The 19,182-nt window shown below is 63.1% G+C and carries 17 protein-coding genes; 1 reads left to right on the top strand and 16 read right to left on the bottom strand.

Features of this window, described 5'->3' with window-relative positions:
- Window positions 1–87: 87 nt before the first annotated feature.
- From ACB033_RS01100 to leuS, 11 genes are all read right to left on the bottom strand, one after another.
- Window positions 88–1,284, bottom strand: a complete 1,197-nt coding sequence (locus tag ACB033_RS01100) for a D-alanyl-D-alanine carboxypeptidase family protein (RefSeq protein WP_005298230.1) — start codon at window positions 1,282–1,284, stop codon at window positions 88–90.
- A gap of 194 nt (window positions 1,285–1,478) precedes the next feature.
- Window positions 1,479–2,444, bottom strand: a complete 966-nt coding sequence (locus tag ACB033_RS01105) for a septal ring lytic transglycosylase RlpA family protein (protein ID WP_139725023.1) — start codon at window positions 2,442–2,444, stop codon at window positions 1,479–1,481.
- Window positions 2,386–3,384: a lytic murein transglycosylase B gene (gene mltB, locus ACB033_RS01110; RefSeq protein ID WP_371140286.1), complete on the bottom strand. Its 999-nt coding sequence runs from the start codon at window positions 3,382–3,384 to the stop codon at window positions 2,386–2,388. Before mltB ends, ACB033_RS01105 begins: the two co-directional genes overlap by 59 nt.
- A complete protein-coding gene (rodA, locus tag ACB033_RS01115) occupies window positions 3,384–4,487 on the bottom strand; it encodes a rod shape-determining protein RodA (RefSeq protein WP_005298235.1) in 1,104 nt (367 codons plus the stop codon). Before rodA ends, mltB begins: the two co-directional genes overlap by 1 nt.
- Complete coding sequence (mrdA, locus tag ACB033_RS01120) at window positions 4,480–6,396, bottom strand: penicillin-binding protein 2 (RefSeq protein ID WP_017783697.1); 1,917 nt, start codon at window positions 6,394–6,396, stop codon at window positions 4,480–4,482. Before mrdA ends, rodA begins: the two co-directional genes overlap by 8 nt.
- 156 nt (window positions 6,397–6,552) lie before the next feature.
- Entirely contained in the window at window positions 6,553–7,020 is a 468-nt protein-coding gene (gene rlmH / locus ACB033_RS01125; protein WP_005298242.1) for a 23S rRNA (pseudouridine(1915)-N(3))-methyltransferase RlmH, read from the bottom strand.
- Between the two features lie 22 nt (window positions 7,021–7,042).
- Window positions 7,043–7,384, bottom strand: a complete 342-nt coding sequence (rsfS, locus tag ACB033_RS01130; RefSeq protein ID WP_139725025.1) for a ribosome silencing factor — start codon at window positions 7,382–7,384, stop codon at window positions 7,043–7,045.
- A 184-nt stretch (window positions 7,385–7,568) separates the two neighbouring features.
- The gene (nadD, locus tag ACB033_RS01135) at window positions 7,569–8,213 is read right to left on the bottom strand and encodes a nicotinate-nucleotide adenylyltransferase (protein ID WP_139725081.1); all 645 of its coding nucleotides are present in this window, start codon (window positions 8,211–8,213) and stop codon (window positions 7,569–7,571) included.
- A 41-nt stretch (window positions 8,214–8,254) separates the two neighbouring features.
- Window positions 8,255–9,286, bottom strand: a complete 1,032-nt coding sequence (gene holA, locus ACB033_RS01140; protein ID WP_010633151.1) for a DNA polymerase III subunit delta — start codon at window positions 9,284–9,286, stop codon at window positions 8,255–8,257.
- 27 nt (window positions 9,287–9,313) lie between these two features.
- The gene (gene lptE, locus ACB033_RS01145) at window positions 9,314–9,796 is read right to left on the bottom strand and encodes an LPS assembly lipoprotein LptE (RefSeq protein WP_005298250.1); all 483 of its coding nucleotides are present in this window, start codon (window positions 9,794–9,796) and stop codon (window positions 9,314–9,316) included.
- A 148-nt stretch (window positions 9,797–9,944) separates the two neighbouring features.
- Window positions 9,945–12,524, bottom strand: coding sequence for a leucine--tRNA ligase (gene leuS, locus ACB033_RS01150; protein ID WP_139725026.1), 2,580 nt, complete (start codon window positions 12,522–12,524; stop codon window positions 9,945–9,947).
- 145 nt (window positions 12,525–12,669) lie between these two features.
- Between leuS and ACB033_RS01155 the strand changes: the two genes are divergently transcribed.
- On the top strand, window positions 12,670–13,158 hold the full coding sequence (locus ACB033_RS01155) for a zinc ribbon-containing protein (RefSeq protein WP_005298255.1): 489 nt from the start codon (window positions 12,670–12,672) through the stop codon (window positions 13,156–13,158).
- A 230-nt stretch (window positions 13,159–13,388) separates the two neighbouring features.
- Here ACB033_RS01155 and lnt read toward each other — a convergent pair whose 3' ends face one another.
- The 5 genes from lnt to miaB all read right to left on the bottom strand — a co-directional run bounded on the left by lnt (window position 13,389) and on the right by miaB (window position 19,116).
- Window positions 13,389–14,885, bottom strand: coding sequence for an apolipoprotein N-acyltransferase (lnt, locus tag ACB033_RS01160; protein WP_371140350.1), 1,497 nt, complete (start codon window positions 14,883–14,885; stop codon window positions 13,389–13,391).
- A 257-nt stretch (window positions 14,886–15,142) separates the two neighbouring features.
- Entirely contained in the window at window positions 15,143–16,027 is an 885-nt protein-coding gene (gene corC / locus ACB033_RS01165; RefSeq protein ID WP_005298259.1) for a CNNM family magnesium/cobalt transport protein CorC, read from the bottom strand.
- Window positions 16,028–16,122: 95 nt separating this feature from the next.
- Window positions 16,123–16,587 (bottom strand): rRNA maturation RNase YbeY, encoded by a 465-nt coding sequence (gene ybeY, locus ACB033_RS01170; protein ID WP_017781573.1) that lies wholly within the window; start codon window positions 16,585–16,587, stop codon window positions 16,123–16,125.
- Complete coding sequence (locus ACB033_RS01175) at window positions 16,584–17,627, bottom strand: PhoH family protein (protein WP_139725028.1); 1,044 nt, start codon at window positions 17,625–17,627, stop codon at window positions 16,584–16,586. Before ACB033_RS01175 ends, ybeY begins: the two co-directional genes overlap by 4 nt.
- A gap of 55 nt (window positions 17,628–17,682) precedes the next feature.
- Window positions 17,683–19,116 (bottom strand): tRNA (N6-isopentenyl adenosine(37)-C2)-methylthiotransferase MiaB, encoded by a 1,434-nt coding sequence (miaB, locus tag ACB033_RS01180; RefSeq protein WP_005298264.1) that lies wholly within the window; start codon window positions 19,114–19,116, stop codon window positions 17,683–17,685.
- Window positions 19,117–19,182 lie beyond the last annotated feature (66 nt).

Here is a 19,182-nt window from a genome sequence, read left to right on the forward strand (position 1 = left end):
TTTACAGGGTTATTGACTGGCCCGACCCCAAAAAGACAGCAGCGGCGCCTGTTGGCGCCGCTGTTTGGTCGGGATCCTGCGTGCGGATTACTTGAACCAGCTGGAAACCAGCATCACCAGGTAGTCCCACAGACGGCTCATCAGGCCACCCTCTTGCACCTCTTCCAGGGCGACCAGCGGTACCTGCTTGATCTCCTTGTCCCCTTGCTTGAGGAACACGGTGCCGACGCGCTGACCCTTGGCCAGCGGTGCCTTCAGTTCGCTTTCGAGCTGGAAGTCCGCCTTGAGGTTGTTGCCCTGGCCACGGGTGACCAGCACGGAGACGTCCTTGTCGACGCCCAGTTTCACTTCCGGCTTGTCGCCCATCCAGATCTTCTGGGTCACCAGCTCGGTGCCGGCCTTGTAGGGGGTCAGGCTCTGGAAGAAGCGGAAACCGTAGGTGAGCAACTTCTTGCTCTCGGCGGCGCGGGAGGCTTCGCTGCTGGCGCCCAGCACCACGGCGATCAGGCGCATGCCTTCGTTGTTGGTGGCGGAGGAGACCAGGTTGTAGCCGACCTGGCTGACGTGGCCGGTCTTGATGCCGTCAACCTGCAGAGATTGATCCCACAGCAGGCGATTGCGGTTGTGCTGGGTGATGCCGTTGAACACGAAGGATTTCTGGGCGTAGATCTTGTACTCCTCCGGCAGGTCGCGGATCAGGGCCTGGCCCAGGCGCGCCATGTCGTGAGCGGTACTGTAGTGACCTTCCGCATCCAGACCGTGCGGGTTCATGAAGTGGCTGTCGTTCATGCCGAGCTTGGCGGCCCAGCTGTTCATCAGGCTGGCGAAGGAGTCGGTGCTGCCCGCCAGGAATTCGGCCATGGCGACGCAGGCGTCGTTGCCGGACTGGATGATGATGCCCTTGTTGAGGTCATCAACGGAGACCTGCTTGCCCACCTCGATGAACATCTTGGAGGAGTCGGAGTAGTTCTTGGACCAGGCGTTCTGGCTGATGGTCACCATGTCGGTGCGCTTGATGTTCCCCTTCAGCAGCTCCTGGCCGATGATGTAGGAGGTCATCATCTTGGTCAGACTGGCGGGCGGCAGACGCTCTTCGGCGTTCTGCTCGGCCAGTACCTGACCGGAGTAGTAGTCGATCAGGATGTGGGCCTTGGCGGAGATCTCCGGCGCGGCGGGAACCACCACGGGGTTGGCGTTCGGCGTCGGGGTCGGTACAGGCGTGTTGGCCTGGGCGGTGGCGCTTATCAGGGAGGCCAGAATAACTGAACGGGCAAATTTGGACATCTTGAAATTCCTGGTGCCTGGTTGGGGTAACCCAAGTTAAAAATGCGGGCTTCACTATACCAGAAGCGACCGTCGGTCAAAGCCCGACGTGCCATCTGGTCTGGTTTTTTCTCCCTCCGTTGCCGCCATCACGCCGGGAAACGACGTGATGGCGGGCCACAGAGGGCGGTTCGGTCAGCTTGAGCCTGAGACGCTCAGGGGACGATGAAGGCTTGCTCCAGCCCCCCCTGGCGCACTTTCTCCAGGGTGGCGGCCTGCTGGTCGGCAGGCACGGGGCCGATCAGCACCCGGAAGATGGCACCATGGGCGTCCACCCGATAGGGCAGGCCGTGACGCTGGGTCATCACCTTGCCCATCGCCTCCGCCCGTGCCTGCGAGCCGCTGGCCAGCACCTGGATCATCTTGCCCTCGCCGCTGCTGGCGGGCGCCGCCGTCTTGGCCGCTGCCGGTTTGGCAGGTTTGGTGACCGGCGCCTTGACGGAGGCCGGCTCTTCTGCCGCCGGCGTGGCCATGGCCAGCTCGGTGGGTTGGCCGACGAAGCCGTCCTGAGCGACGGGGGCCGTGGCGGCCGGGGTGGTCGGCGTCATCTCGATGGGCTTCATGGGGGCCATGAGCACCATCTGATCCGGGGTGTCGTTGATGAGCTCGAGCCGTACCCGCGCCTCGCCCCCTTCCACCATCCCCAGCTGCTTGGCGGCGGCATGGGAGAGGTCGATCAGCCGATCGCTGCCGAAGGGGCCGCGATCGTTGACCCGCACTATGGTCTCCTGCCCGTTGTCCAGGTTGGTGACCCGCACATAGCTTGGCAGCGGCAGGTTGCGGTGGGCGGCGCTGAACAGCTTGCTGTCCTGCACGTCGCCGTTGGCGGTCTTCTGGCCGTCCAGATCCTGGGAGAGCCAGCTGGCTGTCCCCTCTTCGCTGTAGTGCTTGATGTCGCGCCATACCTCGTTCTTCTGCTTGCCTATCCAGTAGTCACGGTTGCCGCTAGCGCTCAGGGGCTCGGGACGCGGGATGGCGCCGGTGGCCTGCGGGATCTCGATGACCTGGGTTTTTTCCGGCTGGACCGGTTCGGGAGGCGGGGGAAGCTGTTCCGGCTGGCTGCTACAGGCGGCCAGCAACAAGGTCAGGCTGAGCGGGAGAAGTTTGTGGCTGTAATGCATACGCGTCCTGGATTGCTTGACTGAGTTGATGCACCGCCATCGCATAGAGCGGGCTGCGGTTATAGCGGGTGATCACGTAAAAATTGTGGCGCGCGACCCAGTATTCCGGTCCATCGGCCTGTTCCAATGCCAGCAGTTTCACCGGCGTGTCGGGTGCCAGCGGGGTGGCGAGTTCAATGCCCGCGGCGGCCAGCTCGGCCCAGGTCTGGGTCAGCTCGGGGGCAGGCCCCAGCAGGGTACCCACTGGCGCCAGTCCGATCAAGGCGGGTTCGACTGCCGACTCCCCCCAGCGCCACTGATGCTTGGCAAAATAGTTGGCGACGCTGCCGATGGCATCCACCGGATTGGCGAACAGATCGCGCTTGCCGTCGCCGTCGAAGTCGACCGTGTAGTGGCGATAGCTGGAGGGCATGAACTGACCCATCCCCATGGCGCCGGCATAGGAGCCCTTGAGAAGGGTGAGCGGCCACTTCTCTTCCCGGGCAAGCAGCACCAGCTGGGCAAACTCCTTGGCGAAGAAGTCGGCCCGCTCGGGGTAGTGGAAGCCCAGGGTGTAGAGGCTGTCGAGCACCGGATGACGGCCCATCTGGCGGCCGTAGAAGGTCTCGATGCCGATGATGGCGACGATGAGGGAGGCCGGCACCTGATAGGTCTGCTCGGCCCGCGCCAGGGTGGCGGCGTGGCGTTGCCAGAAGCCGACCCCGTCCCGGATCCGCTCCGGGGTGATGAACAGCGGCCGGTAGCGATGCCAGGGTTTGGCCTCCCAGGGGCGGCTGATGGTGTCGAGCACCTCCTGGCGCAGGCTGGCCTGGGCGGTGGCGGCCTGCAACTCGGCCAGCGGCACCTGTTGCTGCTCGGCGAGCCGGGCGAGCCCGGGGGGCTCGACGGCCGCCGCTGCGGCCTGGGCAACGAGCGAGAGCAGCACACCGGCCAGTCGCATCAGGCCAGCAGCCTTCTGTGGGTCTGAATGGACATCAGGATGCCGAAGCCGGCCATCAGGGTCACCATGGAGGTGCCGCCGTAGCTCACCAGCGGCAGGGGGACCCCCACCACCGGCAGAATGCCGCTCACCATCCCCATGTTGACGAACACGTAGACGAAGAAGGTCAGCGTCAGAGCTCCGCCCAGCAGGCGTTCGAAGCTGTTCTGGGCCTGCATGGAGATAAACAGGCAGCGGCTGATGATGTAGAGGTAGATCACCAGCAGGAGGGCGACCCCCACCAGGCCAAACTCCTCGCTGAACACCGCGAAGATAAAGTCGGTGTGGCGCTCGGGTAAAAACTCCAGCTGGGACTGGGTCCCCTGCAGCCAGCCCTTGCCGAACACGCCGCCGGAGCCGATGGCGATCTTGGACTGGATGATGTGGTAGCCACGGCCGAGCGGATCCTTCTCAGGGTCCAGCAGCATCAGCACCCGCTGGCGCTGGTAGTCGTGCATCAGGAAGAACCAGAGCACCGGCATGAAGGCGCAGATGAGCAGCACCGCGAGGCCGATGAGCCACCAGCTGATCCCCGCCAGAAAGATCACGAAGAAGCCGGAGGCGGCTACCAGGATGGAGGTGCCAAGGTCGGGTTGGGCCGCGATCAGCAGAGTGGGCAGCAGCACCATGATGAGGCTCAGCACCAGGTGGCTGAACTTGGGCGGCAGCGAATGGCGGCTGAGCCAGGCGGCCACCATGATGGGCATGGAGAGCTTCATCACCTCGGAGGGCTGGAACTTCATGAAGCCGAGGTCCAGCCAGCGCTGGGCCCCCTTGCCGATGTGGCCGAACACGTCCACCGCGATGAGCAGCAGCACCACCACTGCGAACAGGGGCACCGACCAGCGGGCATAGAGGGAGGGCGGCAGCTGGGCCATGCCGATCATCAGGGCGAACGCCAGTCCGCCGCGCACCAGCTGGCGCACGATGGAGTCGACATCCTGACCGGAGGCGGAGTAGAGCACCACCATGGAGAGGGACATCAGGGTCAGCAGGCCGAGCAGCAGCGGCAAGTCGATGTGCAGCTTGTACCAGATGCTCTGCTGGCGAGCGGAGTTACTCATGAGAGGCAACCTCTTCGGATTGGGGCTTCTTGACCGGTGCCGGCGGCAGCTGGGGCTCCGGCGGCAGCAGATAGGCATCCAGCATGTTGCGGGCGACGGGCGCCGCCATGGCGCTGCCGCCCCCTGCGTTCTCCAGCACCAGGGCGACCACCGCCTTGGGTGCTTCGAACGGGGCAAACGAGACGAACAGGGCGTTGTCGCGATGCTCCACCTTGGTGGTGGCCGCGTTGTAGACCTGGTTCTCCTTGAGGCCTACCACCTGGGCGGTACCGGACTTGCCCGCCGCCTTGTAGGGGGTGTTGGCAAAGGCGCGCCGACCGGTCCCCTCGTGGCCGTTGATGACCCGCCACATGCCGTCCTTGGCCACCTGCCAGTAGCTGTCGCTCTTGGTTTGGATGGCCATGTTCGGGTTGATGGGGGCGTTGACCACGCCATCGATGGAGGCGGTGCTCTTGAGCAGGTGCGGCGTCACGTCGTGGCCGTTCTGAGTCAGGATGCTGATGGCCTTGGCCAGCTGGATCGGGGTGGCGCTCCAGTAGCCCTGGCCGATGCCGATGGAGATGGTGTCACCCTGATACCAGGGCTGGCGCCAGCGGGCCATCTTCCAGTCGCGGGACGGCATGACCCCCTTGGTCTCTTCGTAGATGTCGACACCGCTGTACTGACCGAAGCCGAACCTGGTCATGTAGCTGTTGATCTTGTCGATGCCGACCCGGTAGGCGAGATCGTAGAAGTAGGTATCCGCCGACACCTCGATGGCGCGATAGACGTCGAGCCAGCCGTGGCCCCAGCGGCGCCAGTCGCGAAACTTCTTGGTGGTGCCCGGGATGGAGAAGCTGGGGCCGCCGAAGTAGCGGTAGTTGGGGGTGATGGCACCCTCGTTGAGCCCCATCACCGCCATCATGGGCTTGACGGTGGAGGCGGGGGCATAGATGCCCTGGGTGGTGCGGTTCACCAGCGGCCGGGCCGGATCGTTGAGCAGCGCCGAGTAGTTGGCGCTGGAGATGCCGGTCACGAACAGGTTGGGGTCATAGCTCGGGCTCGACTCCATGGCCAGGAGGGCACCGGTATTGGGATCCATCATCACGATGGCGCCGCGGCGGCCGGCCAGCAGTTGCTGGGCCTTGAGCTGCAGGCGGATGTCGATGTTGAGGTAGATGTCCTTGCCGGGCTCGGGCGGCTGGAACTTGAGGGTGCGCACCACCCGGCCGCGGTTGTTCACCTCGACCTCCTGGTAGCCCGCCACGCCGTGCAGTTGATCCTCGTAGTACTTCTCCACCCCCTGCTTGCCGATGTCCTTGGTGGCGGCATAGTTGGCGAGCTTGTCCTCCTTGTCGAGGCGCTCCACGTCGCGGGTGTTGATCTTGGCCACGTAACCCAGCGCATGGGTCAGGGTGTCGCCAAACGGGTAGTAGCGCTTGAGGTAGGCCTCGATGCTGGCACCCGGGTAGTTGTGCTGGTTGACCGAGAAGAGAGCAACCTGATACTCGGTCAGCTTCTCGTACAGGGCGACCGGCTTGAAGCGGCGCTGGCGCTTCACCTCGGCCAGGAACTTCTCCTTGGTCCCCTCCGGCAGCTTCAGCAGGGCGATCAGCTCGTCGGCTGTCTTCTCCAGATCCTTGGTCTCTTCCGGCACGATCTCGAGGCTGTAGACCGGGCGGTTTTCCGCCAGCAGCACGCCGTTGGTGTCATAGATGAGGCCGCGCGGCGGCGCCACCGGCACCACCCGGATGCGGTTGTCGTTGGAACGGGTCTGGTAGGTGTCGTAAGACTCTACTTGCAGGTAGTAGAGATTGCCCAGCAGCACCAGCATCAGCACTATCATGCCAACGTAGGCGACCAGGGTTCGTCGGAAGAAGAGGCGACCCTCGGCGCTGTGGTCGCGCATTTCGATGCGAGTCTTCAGCATGCCGCTACCTTATGACTGTCGAGCAGGTGAGAAACGGGGGGCAGATGTGCATGCTCACGCTCTGTGATTCGGGTTTGAGAGGGGAATGCTTGGAAAGTGCATGGCTCACTCTCTGTGATACGGGTATATGAGGGTGATGCTGGAATAGCGCATGGTTCACTCTCTGTGATACGGATGATTGGTTGTGATGCTCCAGGCGCGATAGAGGCTCTCGGCCACCAGCACCCGCACCAGCGGATGGGGCAGGGTCAGCGGCGACAGCGACCAGCTCTGCTCGGCGGCAGCCTTGCACTCGGGGGAGAGCCCTTCCGGGCCACCCACCAGCAGGGCCACGTCGCGGCCATCGAGCTTCCAGGCTTCCAGTTGCACGGCCAGCTGCTCGGTAGTCCAGGGTTTGCCGGGGATGTCCAGGGTCACGATGCGCGAGCGGCCGGCGGCAGCCAGCATGGCTTCCCCCTCTTTTTGCAGAATGCGGGGAATGTCGGCATTTTTACCACGTTTTCCGGCGCCGATCTCGACAAGTTCGAATGGCATGTCTTTGGGGAAACGGCGGCGATACTCTTCGAAGCCATGCTCTACCCAGGCGGGCATCTTGGTGCCCACCGCAATCAACTGGATTTTCATCGGTCGTTACACTTGTGCTCGTTTATTGCGCATTCACCTGAGCGGTGTTGCTCCAGAGTTTTTCCAGCTGATAGAAATCGCGATGCTCATCCTGCATCACGTGCACGATGACGGAGCCCAGATCCACCAGCACCCACTCGCCGGTGAGCTGGCCTTCCATGCTCAGCAGATCGAGCCCGGCATGGCGAGCTTCGCTGGCCAGATGGTGGGCGATGGCGCTGACGTGGCGGCTGGAGTTGCCGGAGCAGATGATCATGGTGTCGGTGATGCTGGATTTGCCGCGCACATCGAGGGTGATGATGTCGCGGCCTTTCATGTCATCGATCTTGTCGACGATAAAGGCATGCAGTTCTTGGCCTTGCAATGAGTCTCTCCTGTATTCCGGCGCGCTTTCACGGCGTGAGGGCGGCGGATTATATCATGGTCACTCCCGTTTCCCAGTCCGGTGAAGGGGAGTGGAACAGGGGCCGTGCCCGCTCGGAAAACGGCCCCCTGTTGATCACTATAGTGCGCGATCCGCGCCGGACAACCACCCCGGCAAACCGGGTTCAGACTGGTCGATAGAGCCCCTGCTGGCGGATGTACTCCGCCACCGATGGCGGCAACAGATAGCGGGGATCCGCCCCCGCCGCCAAGCACTCTCTGAGCCGGGTGGCCGACAGCTCGATGGGCAGGTTGTCCGCCAGCCAGATGCGGCCGTGGCGCAGCCGGTGCAGCTCCGCCACTTCGCGGGCCTGGTGGCGGGTCAGCAGCGCGGCCACTTCGGCCGGGTAATCCGGCTGCCAGCCGGGACGGGTGCTCACCACCAGGTGGGCGTAGTCGAGCAGCTCCTGCCAGCGATGCCAGCTTGGCAGGCTCAGCAGGGAGTCCATCCCCATCAGAAAGCAGAGCGGGGTGTCCGGCAGCTCGCCCCTCAGCTCGATCAGCGTGTGGATGGTCCAGGAGGGGGTATCGCGCTTGAGTTCCCGCTCATCCACCACGAAGCCCGGGTTTTCCGCCGCTGCCAGCGCAACCATGGCCAGACGCTGCTCGCTCGAGCAGAAGGGATTGGCGCGGTGGGGCGGGATATGGTTCGGCAACAGGCGTACTTCGGCCAGACCAATGGCGTCGCGGGCCTCGATGGCCGGGCGCAGATGGCCGATGTGGATGGGATCGAAGGTCCCCCCCAGGATGCCGATGGGCGGCTGCAGCATGGGCTCCCCTCCGGTGATGGCCGGGATGTCGACGGGCTGGCTCATGCGTCAGATCCCGCCAGCGGCAAGGGGGTGCCATCGCGAAAACCGAGGGCGATGGTCTGCAGCATCAGCCAGGCCTGCTCGGTATCAAAGCGACGCTGGGCGTCGTCGAGGCGGGCCATCAGCTGCCACAACTGCTGCAGCTTGGCGAAGGGCAGCCGGGTCAGCGCCTGCTGAATAAGCTGCTGGCGGCTCTGCCAGATGCGCAGGCGGCTGAAATGCTCCACCAGGGGCTGACCGGCGCGGGCCGCCAGCGCCAGTTCGGTCAGCTGCTCCAGCTCGCGACAAAGAGACCAGGCCAGCATGCCGGGCTCGGTGCCTTCGGCGCGCAGGGCCAGCAGGATGCGCTGGGCCCGGTTCACCTTCCCTTCCAGCAGGGTGTCGATGAGCTGGAACGGGGTGAAGTGGGCGTGGCGGATAATGGTCTCCTGCAGATAGGCGACGCTGATGGGCTGGGGCGGCGAGAGCAGGGTCAGCTTCTCTATCTCCTGGCTGGCGGCCAGCAGGTTGCCCTCGTAGGAGTGGCACATGAAGTTGACCGCATCCGGCAGCGCCTTGAGGCCGAAGCGCTGGAAGCGGGCGCTCATCCAGCGCGGGAAGAAGCGGGGCTCGGGGTGGTTGACCGGCACATAGGTGCCGCTCTGGCTCAGCTTGTCGAACCAGGCTGCCTTCATCTGGGTCTGGTTGAGGCGATTGCCGCTCAGGACCAGCAGCAGGTCGGGGTGCAGCTGTTTACCGATCTCGCTGATACGAGCGGCCAACTCCTTGTCGACCTTGGCCGGCAGCTCCAGCTCGATGATCTGGCGGGCCGAGAACAGGCTCATGGCCTGGCAGGCATCGTATACCTGATTCCAGTCCAGCCCCTGTTCCACCACGAAGCTGTGACGCTCATCGAAGCCCTGTTTGCGCGCCACCTGGCGCACGGCATCGATCGCTTCCAGCTTGAGCAAGGGCTCGTCCCCAAAAATGAGATAGCAGGGCTTGAGCCCTGCCTTGAGATGATCCGCAAACTGCTCGGGATAGACTCTCATCAACACACTCTCGTCAGGATGGGCGCATCAGAATTTGACCTGACTGAGCTGGCGGATCACCAGGTTGGCGGCCTGCTCCTGCATCTCCTTGCCGAGCTGCTCCTGCTCGCGGGAGGAGGCGAGCGCCGCGTCCGGCTTGTTCAGGAAGCTGCGGTTGAAGGCGATGGGGAAGACCTGGGTCGGTTTGCCCGGCATGGAGACGGTGAACTGGGTGTTGTAGCCCAGCACGTACTCACGGGCCTGGCCGATGGAGTCGACGGAGGCGACCTGACTGGTGCTGCCGACGCCGGACAGGGTCAGCACCGGAATGCCCTCCTTGTCGGCGAGTTCGACGCCAGCGGCCTTGAGGCGGGTGGTGACCAGCCGGTAGAAGTCGCTCTTGTTGTCACCGACCACCTTCATGGTCATCAACTCGGGCGGGATGGCGGTGCCGCGCATCTGGAAGCCGCAAGCCTGCAGCAGCAGACCGGTCAGCAGGATGGCCATCCAGCGGGTGAGGGTGGTGCCCATAGAAAATCCTCTTTGCATGAAGTGAAGAGCGGCGGGCGCAGGGCCCGCCGTTATCATCCGTTTGCTGTGACCGCTTGGCAACCGCTCCGTTGGCGACGCAGTTGCGTCGACCCGAACCGGTACCCGGTTGCCAGTAAGCGATATGGCATCAGTTGGCTACGATGTTGAGCAGCTTGCCCGGCACGTAGATCACCTTGCGCACGGTCAGACCGTCGGTGAACTTCTGCACGGAGGCATCGGCCATGGCCAGCTTCTCGACGTCGGCCTGGCTTATCTCGGCCGGCACGGTCAACTTGCCGCGCATCTTGCCGTTGATCTGCACCACTACCAGCTTCTCGGTCTCGACCATGGCGGCCTCGTCGGCCACCGGCCATGCCGCGTGATCGATGTCGTCGCCCTTGCCCAGCATCTTCCACAGCTCGAAGCCGATGTGCGGGGTGATGGGGTAGAGCATGACCACCACAGCTTCCAGCGCTTCCTGCATCAGGGCGCGATCCTGAGCATCGCTGCCCAGCTTGGCCAGGTTGTTCATCAGCTCCATGATGGCGGCGATGGCGGTGTTGAAGGTCTGACGGCGACCCACGTCGTCGCTCACCTTGGCGATGGTCTTGTGCAGCTCGCGGCGCACGGCTTTCTGGTCGCTGGTGAGGGCGGCCAGATCCAGTGCGGCAACGGCGCCACCGGAGACGTGCTCGAAGGTGATGCGCCACAGGCGGCGCAGGAAGCGCTGGGCACCCTCTACGCCGGAGTCGGACCACTCCAGGGTCATCTCGGCTGGGGAGGCGAACATCATGAACAGACGGACGGTATCGGCGCCGTAACGCTCCACCATCAGCTGCGGGTCGATGCCGTTGTTCTTGGACTTGGACATCTTGGTCATGCCGGAGTGCATCACTTCACGGCCTTCGAGGTCGACCGCCTTGGTGATGCGGCCCTTGTCGTCGCGCTCAACCTTGACGTCGAGCGGGCTGACCCAGACGTTGCCGCCCTTCTCGTCCTTGTAGTAGAAGGCGTCAGCCAGCACCATGCCCTGGCAGAGCAGGCGCTTGAACGGCTCGTCGCTGTTCACGAGGCCAGCGTCACGCAGCAGCTTGTGGAAGAAGCGGGCGTAGAGCAGGTGCATACAGGCGTGTTCGATGCCGCCGATGTACTGATCCACCGGCAGCCAGTGGTTGGCAGCAGCCGGATCCAGCATGCCCTTGTCGTAGTCCGGGGAGCAGTAGCGGGCGTAGTACCAGGAGGACTCCATAAAGGTGTCGAAGGTATCGGTCTCGCGGAACGCTTCCTGGCCGTTGTAGGTGGTCTTGGCCCACTCGGCGTCGGCCTTGATCGGGCTCTGGATGCCATCCATCACCACGTCTTCCGGCAGCAGTACCGGCAGCTGATCTTCCGGAGTCGGCACCACTGTGCCGTCAGCCAGGGTCAGCATGGGGATGGGGGCGCCCCAGTAGCGCTGACGGGAGACACCCCAGTCGCGCAGACGGTAGTTGACGGTGCGCTTGCCGTGGCCCAGGGCTTCCAGCTTGTTGGCGATGGCATCGAAAGCACCCTGGAAGTCGAGGCCGTCGAACTCGCCAGAGTTGAACAGCACGCCCTTCTCGGCGTAGGCGGCTTCGATCACGTTCGGCGCTTCACCGTCGGCCTGCTTGATGACCGGCTTGATCTCGAGGCCGTACTTGGTGGCGAATTCGTGGTCACGCAGGTCGTGACCCGGTACTGCCATCACGGCGCCGGTGCCGTAGTTCATCAGCACGAAGTTGGCGACCCAGATCGGCACCTTGCGGCCATCCAGTGGGTGAATGGCGTAGAGGCCGGTGGCCATGCCCTTCTTCTCCATGGTGGCGAGCTCGGCTTCGGCCACCTTGGTGTTCTTGCACTCTTCGATAAAGGCGGCCAGCTCCGGATTGCTTTCGGCAGCCTGCAGCGCCAGCGGGTGACCGGCGGCGATGCCCACATAGGTCACGCCCATGAAGGTGTCCGGACGGGTGGTGTAGACCTCGAGATGCTCAGTTTGACCGTCGATGGCGAAGCTGATGTTGACCCCTTCGGAGCGGCCAATCCAGTTGCGCTGCATGGTCTTGACCATCTCAGGCCAACCTTCCAGGTTGTCGATGTCGTTCAGCAGCTCTTCGGCGTAGTCGGTGATCTTGATGAACCACTGGGGGATCTCTTTCTGCTCCACCGGGGTGTCACAGCGCCAGCAGCAGTTGTCGACAACTTGCTCGTTGGCCAGCACCGTCATGTCGTTCGGGCACCAGTTGACGGAGGAGGTCTTCTTGTAGACCAGACCCTTCTCGTAGAGCTTGGTGAAGAACCACTGCTCCCAGCGGTAGTAGTCCGGCTTGCAGGTGGCCAGCTCGCGATCCCAGTCATAACCCAGACCCAGCATCTTCAGCTGGTTCTTCATGTATTCGATGTTTTCGTAGGTCCAGGGCGCCGGCGCCGTGTTGTTCTTGATGGCGGCATTTTCTGCCGGCAGGCCGAAGGCGTCCCAACCGATGGGTTGCAGCACGTTCTTGCCATTGAGGCGTTGATAACGGGAGATCACATCACCTATGGTGTAGTTGCGAACGTGCCCCATGTGTAGACGACCAGACGGATAGGGGAACATGGAGAGGCAGTAGAACTTTTCCTTGTCTACTTTCTCCACCGCCTTGAAGGTTTTCTTGGCATCCCAGTGCTTTTGCACTGCTGGTTCTATGGATTGGGGAACGTATTGCTCTTGCATTGGTGACATCCGGATCTGTGAAATGGATAGATAAATCAGCTGGGAAATCGCAATAGAATACCCATATCCTGCGGCGGCAACAACCGCCAGCGTCCCTCGGGCCTTAAGCCGGGCTCGATCAGGGTTCAGTAGAGGAGTAACGGCCATGGACAAACGTCAAAAAGGGTACGAAGCCTTCATTGCCGAACTGCAGAAGCAGTGGCAAGAGACAGAACAGTTCCAGGGGGAGCGCCTCAACCGGATGATCGCCAAGGTACAGGCCTATCTGGAGGCGGCCGGGGATCTGACCCAGGACGAGCTGGCGCTGATCGCCGAGTATGTGAAGCGGGATCTGGGCAACTATGACGAGGGGCGCAAGGATGAGCAGGTGGAGGAGTCCGCCTTCATGCTGGCGCTCAAAGACACCGCCTGGTCCTGGCTGGCGGACGTGACCGACCGCACCCAGGTGGAGTGGCAGGAGCTGGCGGACGAGCTGGAGCACAAGGGGGTCTACCGCGCCGGCGACTGGGTGGGGCTCGGGGTATTGGTGTGCGATCACTGCGAGTGGCGCCATACCGTGCTGCACCCGGAACAGCTTGGCACCTGCCCCGAGTGCGGGGCCGATGAGTATCACCGTGAGCCGCTCTCGCCCTGAGAACCTGTCCACACTCTTACTGCGAGGCCGTGATCAAGGCTCATGTACTGCTCGCTTGTTTGTAACCGAGAGTTCTCACGTATATCTATACGCTCCGGTTCCTGCGCTGCTCTTTACCTTGCTGACGACCTCTCGTTGCAGAGCCTGGACAGGTTCTGAGCGGGTATCAGACTGAACAGAAGAGAGGCGCCCAAGGGCGCCTCTCTCATTTATCGGGTTGTACGACTGGGTCAGCCCTTGCGCGCCCAGGGGTGGGCGCGGGGACGCAGCCACAGGGCCAGTGCCAGCAGGGCGGCGGCCAGACCGTACATGGGCCAGCTGCCAAAGCGCAGATAGGGAGTCACGCCGTGGGCGGGACGCACCTCGGTGCGCAGCACGCCAGCCTCGAACTGCGGGATCTGGGCGATGATGCTGCCGTCGATATCGGTGACGATGGTGATGCCGGTGTTGGTGTCGCGCAGCAGCGGGCGGGCCAGTTCGAGGGCGCGCATGCGGGCGATCTCCATGTGCTGCCAGGGGCCGATGCTGGTGCCGAACCAGGCGTCGTTGGAGACGGTCAGCAGGAAGTCGGTGTCCGGCTGTACGTTGCGGCGCACCTCGTCCGGGAAGATGATCTCGTAGCAGATGGCGGCGGCAAACTTGAGCCCCTTGGCGATCAGGTTCGGCTGTACCTCGTCCCCACGGCTGAAGGAGGACATGGGCAGGTTGAAGAAGGGAGCGATGGGGCGCAGCAGATCTTCAAACGGCACGAACTCGCCGATGGGCAGCAGGTGATATTTGTAGTAGCGGTTCTTGTGCTGGTAGTAGTAGGACTCCTTGCCCTCCGCATCCTGCACCCCCATGCCGAGCACGGTATTGAAGAAGCGCTGCTGCTCGAGATCGTAATGGATGATCCCCGCCAGCAGGCCGGTATCGTTCACCTTCATCGCCTTGTCCAGGCTCTCCAGGTAGTTGCCCATCTCCTTCTCGATGGCCGGGATGGCGGATTCCGGCCAGACGATGATGTCGGCATCCTGGTTCTCGCGGCTGAGATCCTGATACTTGCGCACCGTCGGCACCAGGGCCTCCGGATCCCACTTGAGGGACTGCTCGATATTGCCCTGCACCAGCGCCACCTTGACCGGTTCACCGCGGGTCACCCAGTTGAGCTGCATCAGCCCCTGGGCGGCGCCCACCAGAGCCACCGGCACCAGCAGCCAGGCCGGCTTGCGGCTCTGCCAGAGCAGCCAGAGGGCGGAGGCGGTCAGCAACAGCGCGAGGGTGATGCCCTGTACGCCGAGGATGGGGGCAAAGCCCTTGAGCGGCCCGTCGATCTGGCTGTAGCCAAACCAGAGCCAGGGGAAGCCGGTCATCACCCAGCCGCGCAGCCAGTCGGCCATCAGCCAGAGCGCCGGGAAGGCGAGCAGCCAGCGGCTCCAGTGACGTTCGCGGAAGAAACGGGCAAACAGCCAGCAGGCCAGGGTCGGATAGAGCGCCAGATAGGCCGACAGCCCGGCCAGCAGCACGAAGGCGACCGGCAGGGCGATGCCGCCGAACATGGTCATGCTGACGTGGATCCACCACAGCCCCGGCAAAAACAGCCCCATGGCGTAGCCAAAGCCGCGCCAGGCCGCCTGCTTGGGGGTGGCCTTGTCCAGCAGGGCGTAGAGGCCGAGCAGGGACGGGATCACCAGCGGCCAGTAGTTGAAGGGGGAGAAGGCCAGCACGGCGATGGCGCCAGAGGCCATGGCAAACAGGCTGGTCAGAAGTTTCGATTTTGCGGGCTGTAATTTCACGGGCGATGAGGCTCGGATTGGACTGCTATGGGTTGAATGGCCGGTATCTTAACCCGTAAAGGCGGTCAACGGCGAGCCTCCCGGCCGATGGCCCGAAGCGAGGGGATAAAAGGGTGATTACGGGCCCGGTAGCCGGTGGGAAACAGGGGGGGGGGCGTTCAAACGAACAGCGCCCCGATGGGCGGGGCGCTGTTGACTCGAACCAGGGCTTATTGGGCCTCGGACTGGGCCGCGACATGGTTGTCGGGGATCTTCACCTGCAGCTGCTGCAGACGACGCTTGTCGGCATGCATCACCTTGAACAGGTAGCCGTCCAGCTCGATCTCCTCGCCCTTCTTGGGCAGGTGGCTGAAGGCGTGCATCACCAGACCGCCGACGGTATCCACCTCTTCATCGCTGAACTGGGTGCCGAAGAAGTCGTTGAAATCCTCGATCTCGGTGAGGGCGCTCACCGAGAAGACCCGTTTGCTGATGCGGCGGATCTCGTCCGGCTCGTCTTCGATGTCGTCGAATTCGTCGTCGATCTCGCCGACGATGAGCTCAAGGATGTCCTCGATGGTCACCAGACCGGAGACGCCGCCGAACTCGTCCACCACGATGGCCATGTGGTAGCGCTCTTCGCGAAACTCCTTGAGCAGCCGGTCGACCCGCTTGCTCTCGGGCACGATCACCGTGGGGCGCAGGATATTCTCCAGTTGCAGCGGTTCGCTGGCATGGTGGCCGCCGAACCCGAACGGCAGCAGATCCTTGGCGAGCAAGATACCCTCCACGTGATCCTTGTCCTCGTTGATCACCGGGAAGCGGGAGTGGCCCGACTCGATGATCACCGGCAGGATCTCGTCCACCGGCTGGGATTTCTCGATGGTCACCATCTGGGAGCGGGGGATCATGATGTCGCGCACGCGCAGCTCGGCAATTTCGAGCACCCCCTCGATCATGTCCTTGGTGTCCTGATCGATGAGATCGCGCTCTTCGGCGTCGGCTATCACTTCCACCAAATCGTTGCGGTCTTTTGGCTCGCCCTGGAAGAGTTGGCTGAGTTTGTCGAGCCAGGTTTTCTTCGGCGAGCCGGTACTAGGGTGATCGTCGGTCATTTTCTCTCTTGGTTACTCGTATGAACACACTTGAAATCGTTGTGGCTATATGAGGATGGGCATCGGCTGTTTCAAGACGATGACCCTCCAGTTCTTTACTCTTCGTCGTTCAGATAAGGATCGGCGAAACCGAGCTCCTGCATGATGTCGCGCTCGAGCGCTTCCATCTCTTCGGCCTCGTCATCCTCGATATGGTCATAACCTAGCAGATGGAGACTGCCGTGCACAACCATATGGGCCCAGTGGGCCATCAGCGGCTTGCCCTGCTCGATGGCTTCGTGCTCCACCACCTGGCGGCAGATCACCAGATCGCCCAGCAGCGGCAGCTCCAGACCGGGCGGTGCCTCGAACGGGAAGGAGAGCACGTTGGTGGGCTTGTCCTTGCCGCGATAGGTGAGGTTGAGCTCGTTGCTCTCCGCCTCGTCGACGATGCGCACCGTCACTTCGGCCTCCTGCTGGAAGCCGAGAATGGTGCCGTCGAGCCAGCCCTGCAGCTGGGCCTCGCTCGGCAGGCCGTCGCTGTTGGCACTGGCTAGTTGCAGATCCAGGGTCACGCTCATTGGGCACTCTCTTTACTGGTGTGGGTGGCGACTTTGTCAGCCGCCTGTTTGGCATCGAACGCCTCGTAGGCCTGCACGATGCGGGCCACCACAGGGTGGCGCACCACGTCGGCGGACTGGAAGAAGTTGAATGACAGGCCGTCGACATTCTGCAGCACTTCCAGCGCGTGGCGCAGGCCCGATTTCTGGTTGCGGGGCAAGTCTATCTGGGTGATGTCACCGGTCACCACCGCCTTGGAGTTGAAGCCGATGCGGGTCAGGAACATCTTCATCTGCTCGGTGGTGGTGTTCTGGGCTTCGTCCAGGATGATGAAGGCGTCATTGAGAGTACGGCCACGCATGTAGGCGAGCGGCGCCACCTCGATGATGTTGCGCTCCATCAGCTTCTCCACCCGCTCAAAGCCCAGCATCTCGAACAGGGCGTCGTAGAGCGGGCGCAGATAGGGGTCCACCTTCTGGGAGAGATCACCGGGCAGGAAGCCGAGCTTCTCGCCCGCTTCCACCGCCGGCCGGGTCAGCAGGATGCGGCGGATCTCCTGGCGCTCCAGCGCATCCACCGCCGCCGCCACCGCCAGATAGGTCTTGCCTGTTCCTGCAGGGCCTATGCCGAAGCAGATGTCGTGGCGCACGATATTGGCGATGTACTGGGCCTGATTGGGGCTGCGCGGCTTGATGAGGCCACGTTTGGTCTTGACCGTCACCTCCTTGCCGTAGGGGATGCTCGGCGCCGGCTCGTCATCCTGCTCCAGCACCCGCGACTCCTGAATGGCCAGATGGACCATGTCGGGGGTGATGTCGGTCACCTTGCCGCCCTTGAGCGGCTGGGTTTCCACATAGAGGTGCTTGATGATGACGGCGGCCGCGTCCACCTGGGCCTGTTTACCCAGCAGCTGGAAGTGGTTGTCGCGGTAGCTGATCTCGACGCCGAGGCGGCGCTCCAGCTGTTTGATGTTGTCATCGAACGGGCCGCACAGACTGGCGAGACGCTGGTTGTCGGCGGGTTCCAGATGCAGATTCAGGGTCGAGATGTGTCGGCTCAAAGTGTCCTCGTCTTGACGCGACCCCATCCGGCCGGGGCCGGATGGGGTGAACAGATTAGTGGGGAGTGAAGGCGGCCACGCCCAGCTGGTCCGGTACGTTGTCCGGGCGGCGGGCCAGGATTTCGCTCGGGGCGGTGGCGATGCGCAGGTTCATCTCGTTCTCGCCGCGCAGGAATTTGCCGCGCAGGGAGTTGGGGCGCACCTCGGTGATCTCCACGTCGGCAAAGCCGCCGATCAGGGTGTGCGGGCCTTCGAAGTTGACCACCCGGTTGTTCTCGGTGCGGCCGCACAGCTGCATGGGGTCGAGCTTGGAGGGCCCTTCCACTAGGATGCGCTGGGTGGAGCCCAGCATGGCGCGGCCAATCTGCATCGCCTGGTTGTTGATGACGTGTTGCAGGCGGCTCAGGCGGGCTTTCTTCACCTCCATGTCGACATCATCGGGCAGATCGGCGGCCGGAGTACCGGGGCGCGGGCTGTAGATGAAGCTGAAGCTCATGTCGAAGTTGATATCCTCGATGAGTTTCATGGTGGCCTCGAAATCCTCGTCCGTCTCGTTCGGGAAGCCGACGATGAAGTCGGAACTGATGGTGATGTCGGGACGGGCGGCGCGCAGGCGGCGGATCTTGGACTTGTACTCCAGCACGGTGTGCGGGCGCTTCATCATGGTCAGGATGCGGTCGGAGCCACTCTGCACCGGCAGGTGCAGGAAGCTGACCACTTCCGGGGTGTCCTTGTAGACCTCGATGATGTCGTCGGTGAACTCGATGGGGTGGCTGGTGGTGTAGCGAATGCGGTCGATGCCGTCGATGGCTGCCACCAGTCGCAGCAGCTCGGCGAAGGTGCAGATGCCGCCGTCGAAGGTCGGGCCCCGGTAGGCGTTGACGTTCTGGCCGAGCAGGTTCACTTCGCGCACGCCCTGCTGGGCGAGCTGGGCAATTTCATAGAGCACGTCGTCGAGCGGACGGCTCACCTCCTCGCCGCGGGTGTAGGGCACCACGCAGAAGGAGCAGTATTTGGAGCAGCCTTCCATGATGGAGACGAAGGCGGTCGCCCCTTCGGCGCGCGGCTCGGGCAGGCTGTCGAACTTCTCGATTTCGGGAAAGGCGACGTCCACCTGGGCGCCACGTCCCTCTTGGACCTGCTTGATCATGGTGGGCAGGCGATGCAGGGTCTGCGGACCGAACACTATGTCCACATAGGGGGCGCGGGTGCGAATGTTGTCCCCCTCCTGGGAGGCGACACAGCCGCCCACGCCGATCACCAGACCGGGCTTGTTCGCTTTCAGTTTTTTCCAGCGTCCCAGCTGGTGGAACACCTTCTCCTGCGCCTTTTCGCGGATGGAGCAGGTGTTGAGCAGCAAGACGTCTGCCTCTTCGGGCTCTTCGGTCAGCGTGTAGCCATTGCTGGCATCCAACAGGTCGGCCATCTTGGACGAGTCGTACTCGTTCATCTGGCAGCCCCAGGTTTTAATGTGAAGTTTCTTGCTCATTGCTTCTCTTGACTTGTTTTGAATGCGGCATGGTCAAAGGACCGGGCATTTTACTCCGCAATCCGG

This window comes from Aeromonas sp. S15(2024), from assembly GCF_041402265.1.
Classification (GTDB): Bacteria; Pseudomonadota; Gammaproteobacteria; order Enterobacterales; family Aeromonadaceae; genus Aeromonas; species Aeromonas dhakensis.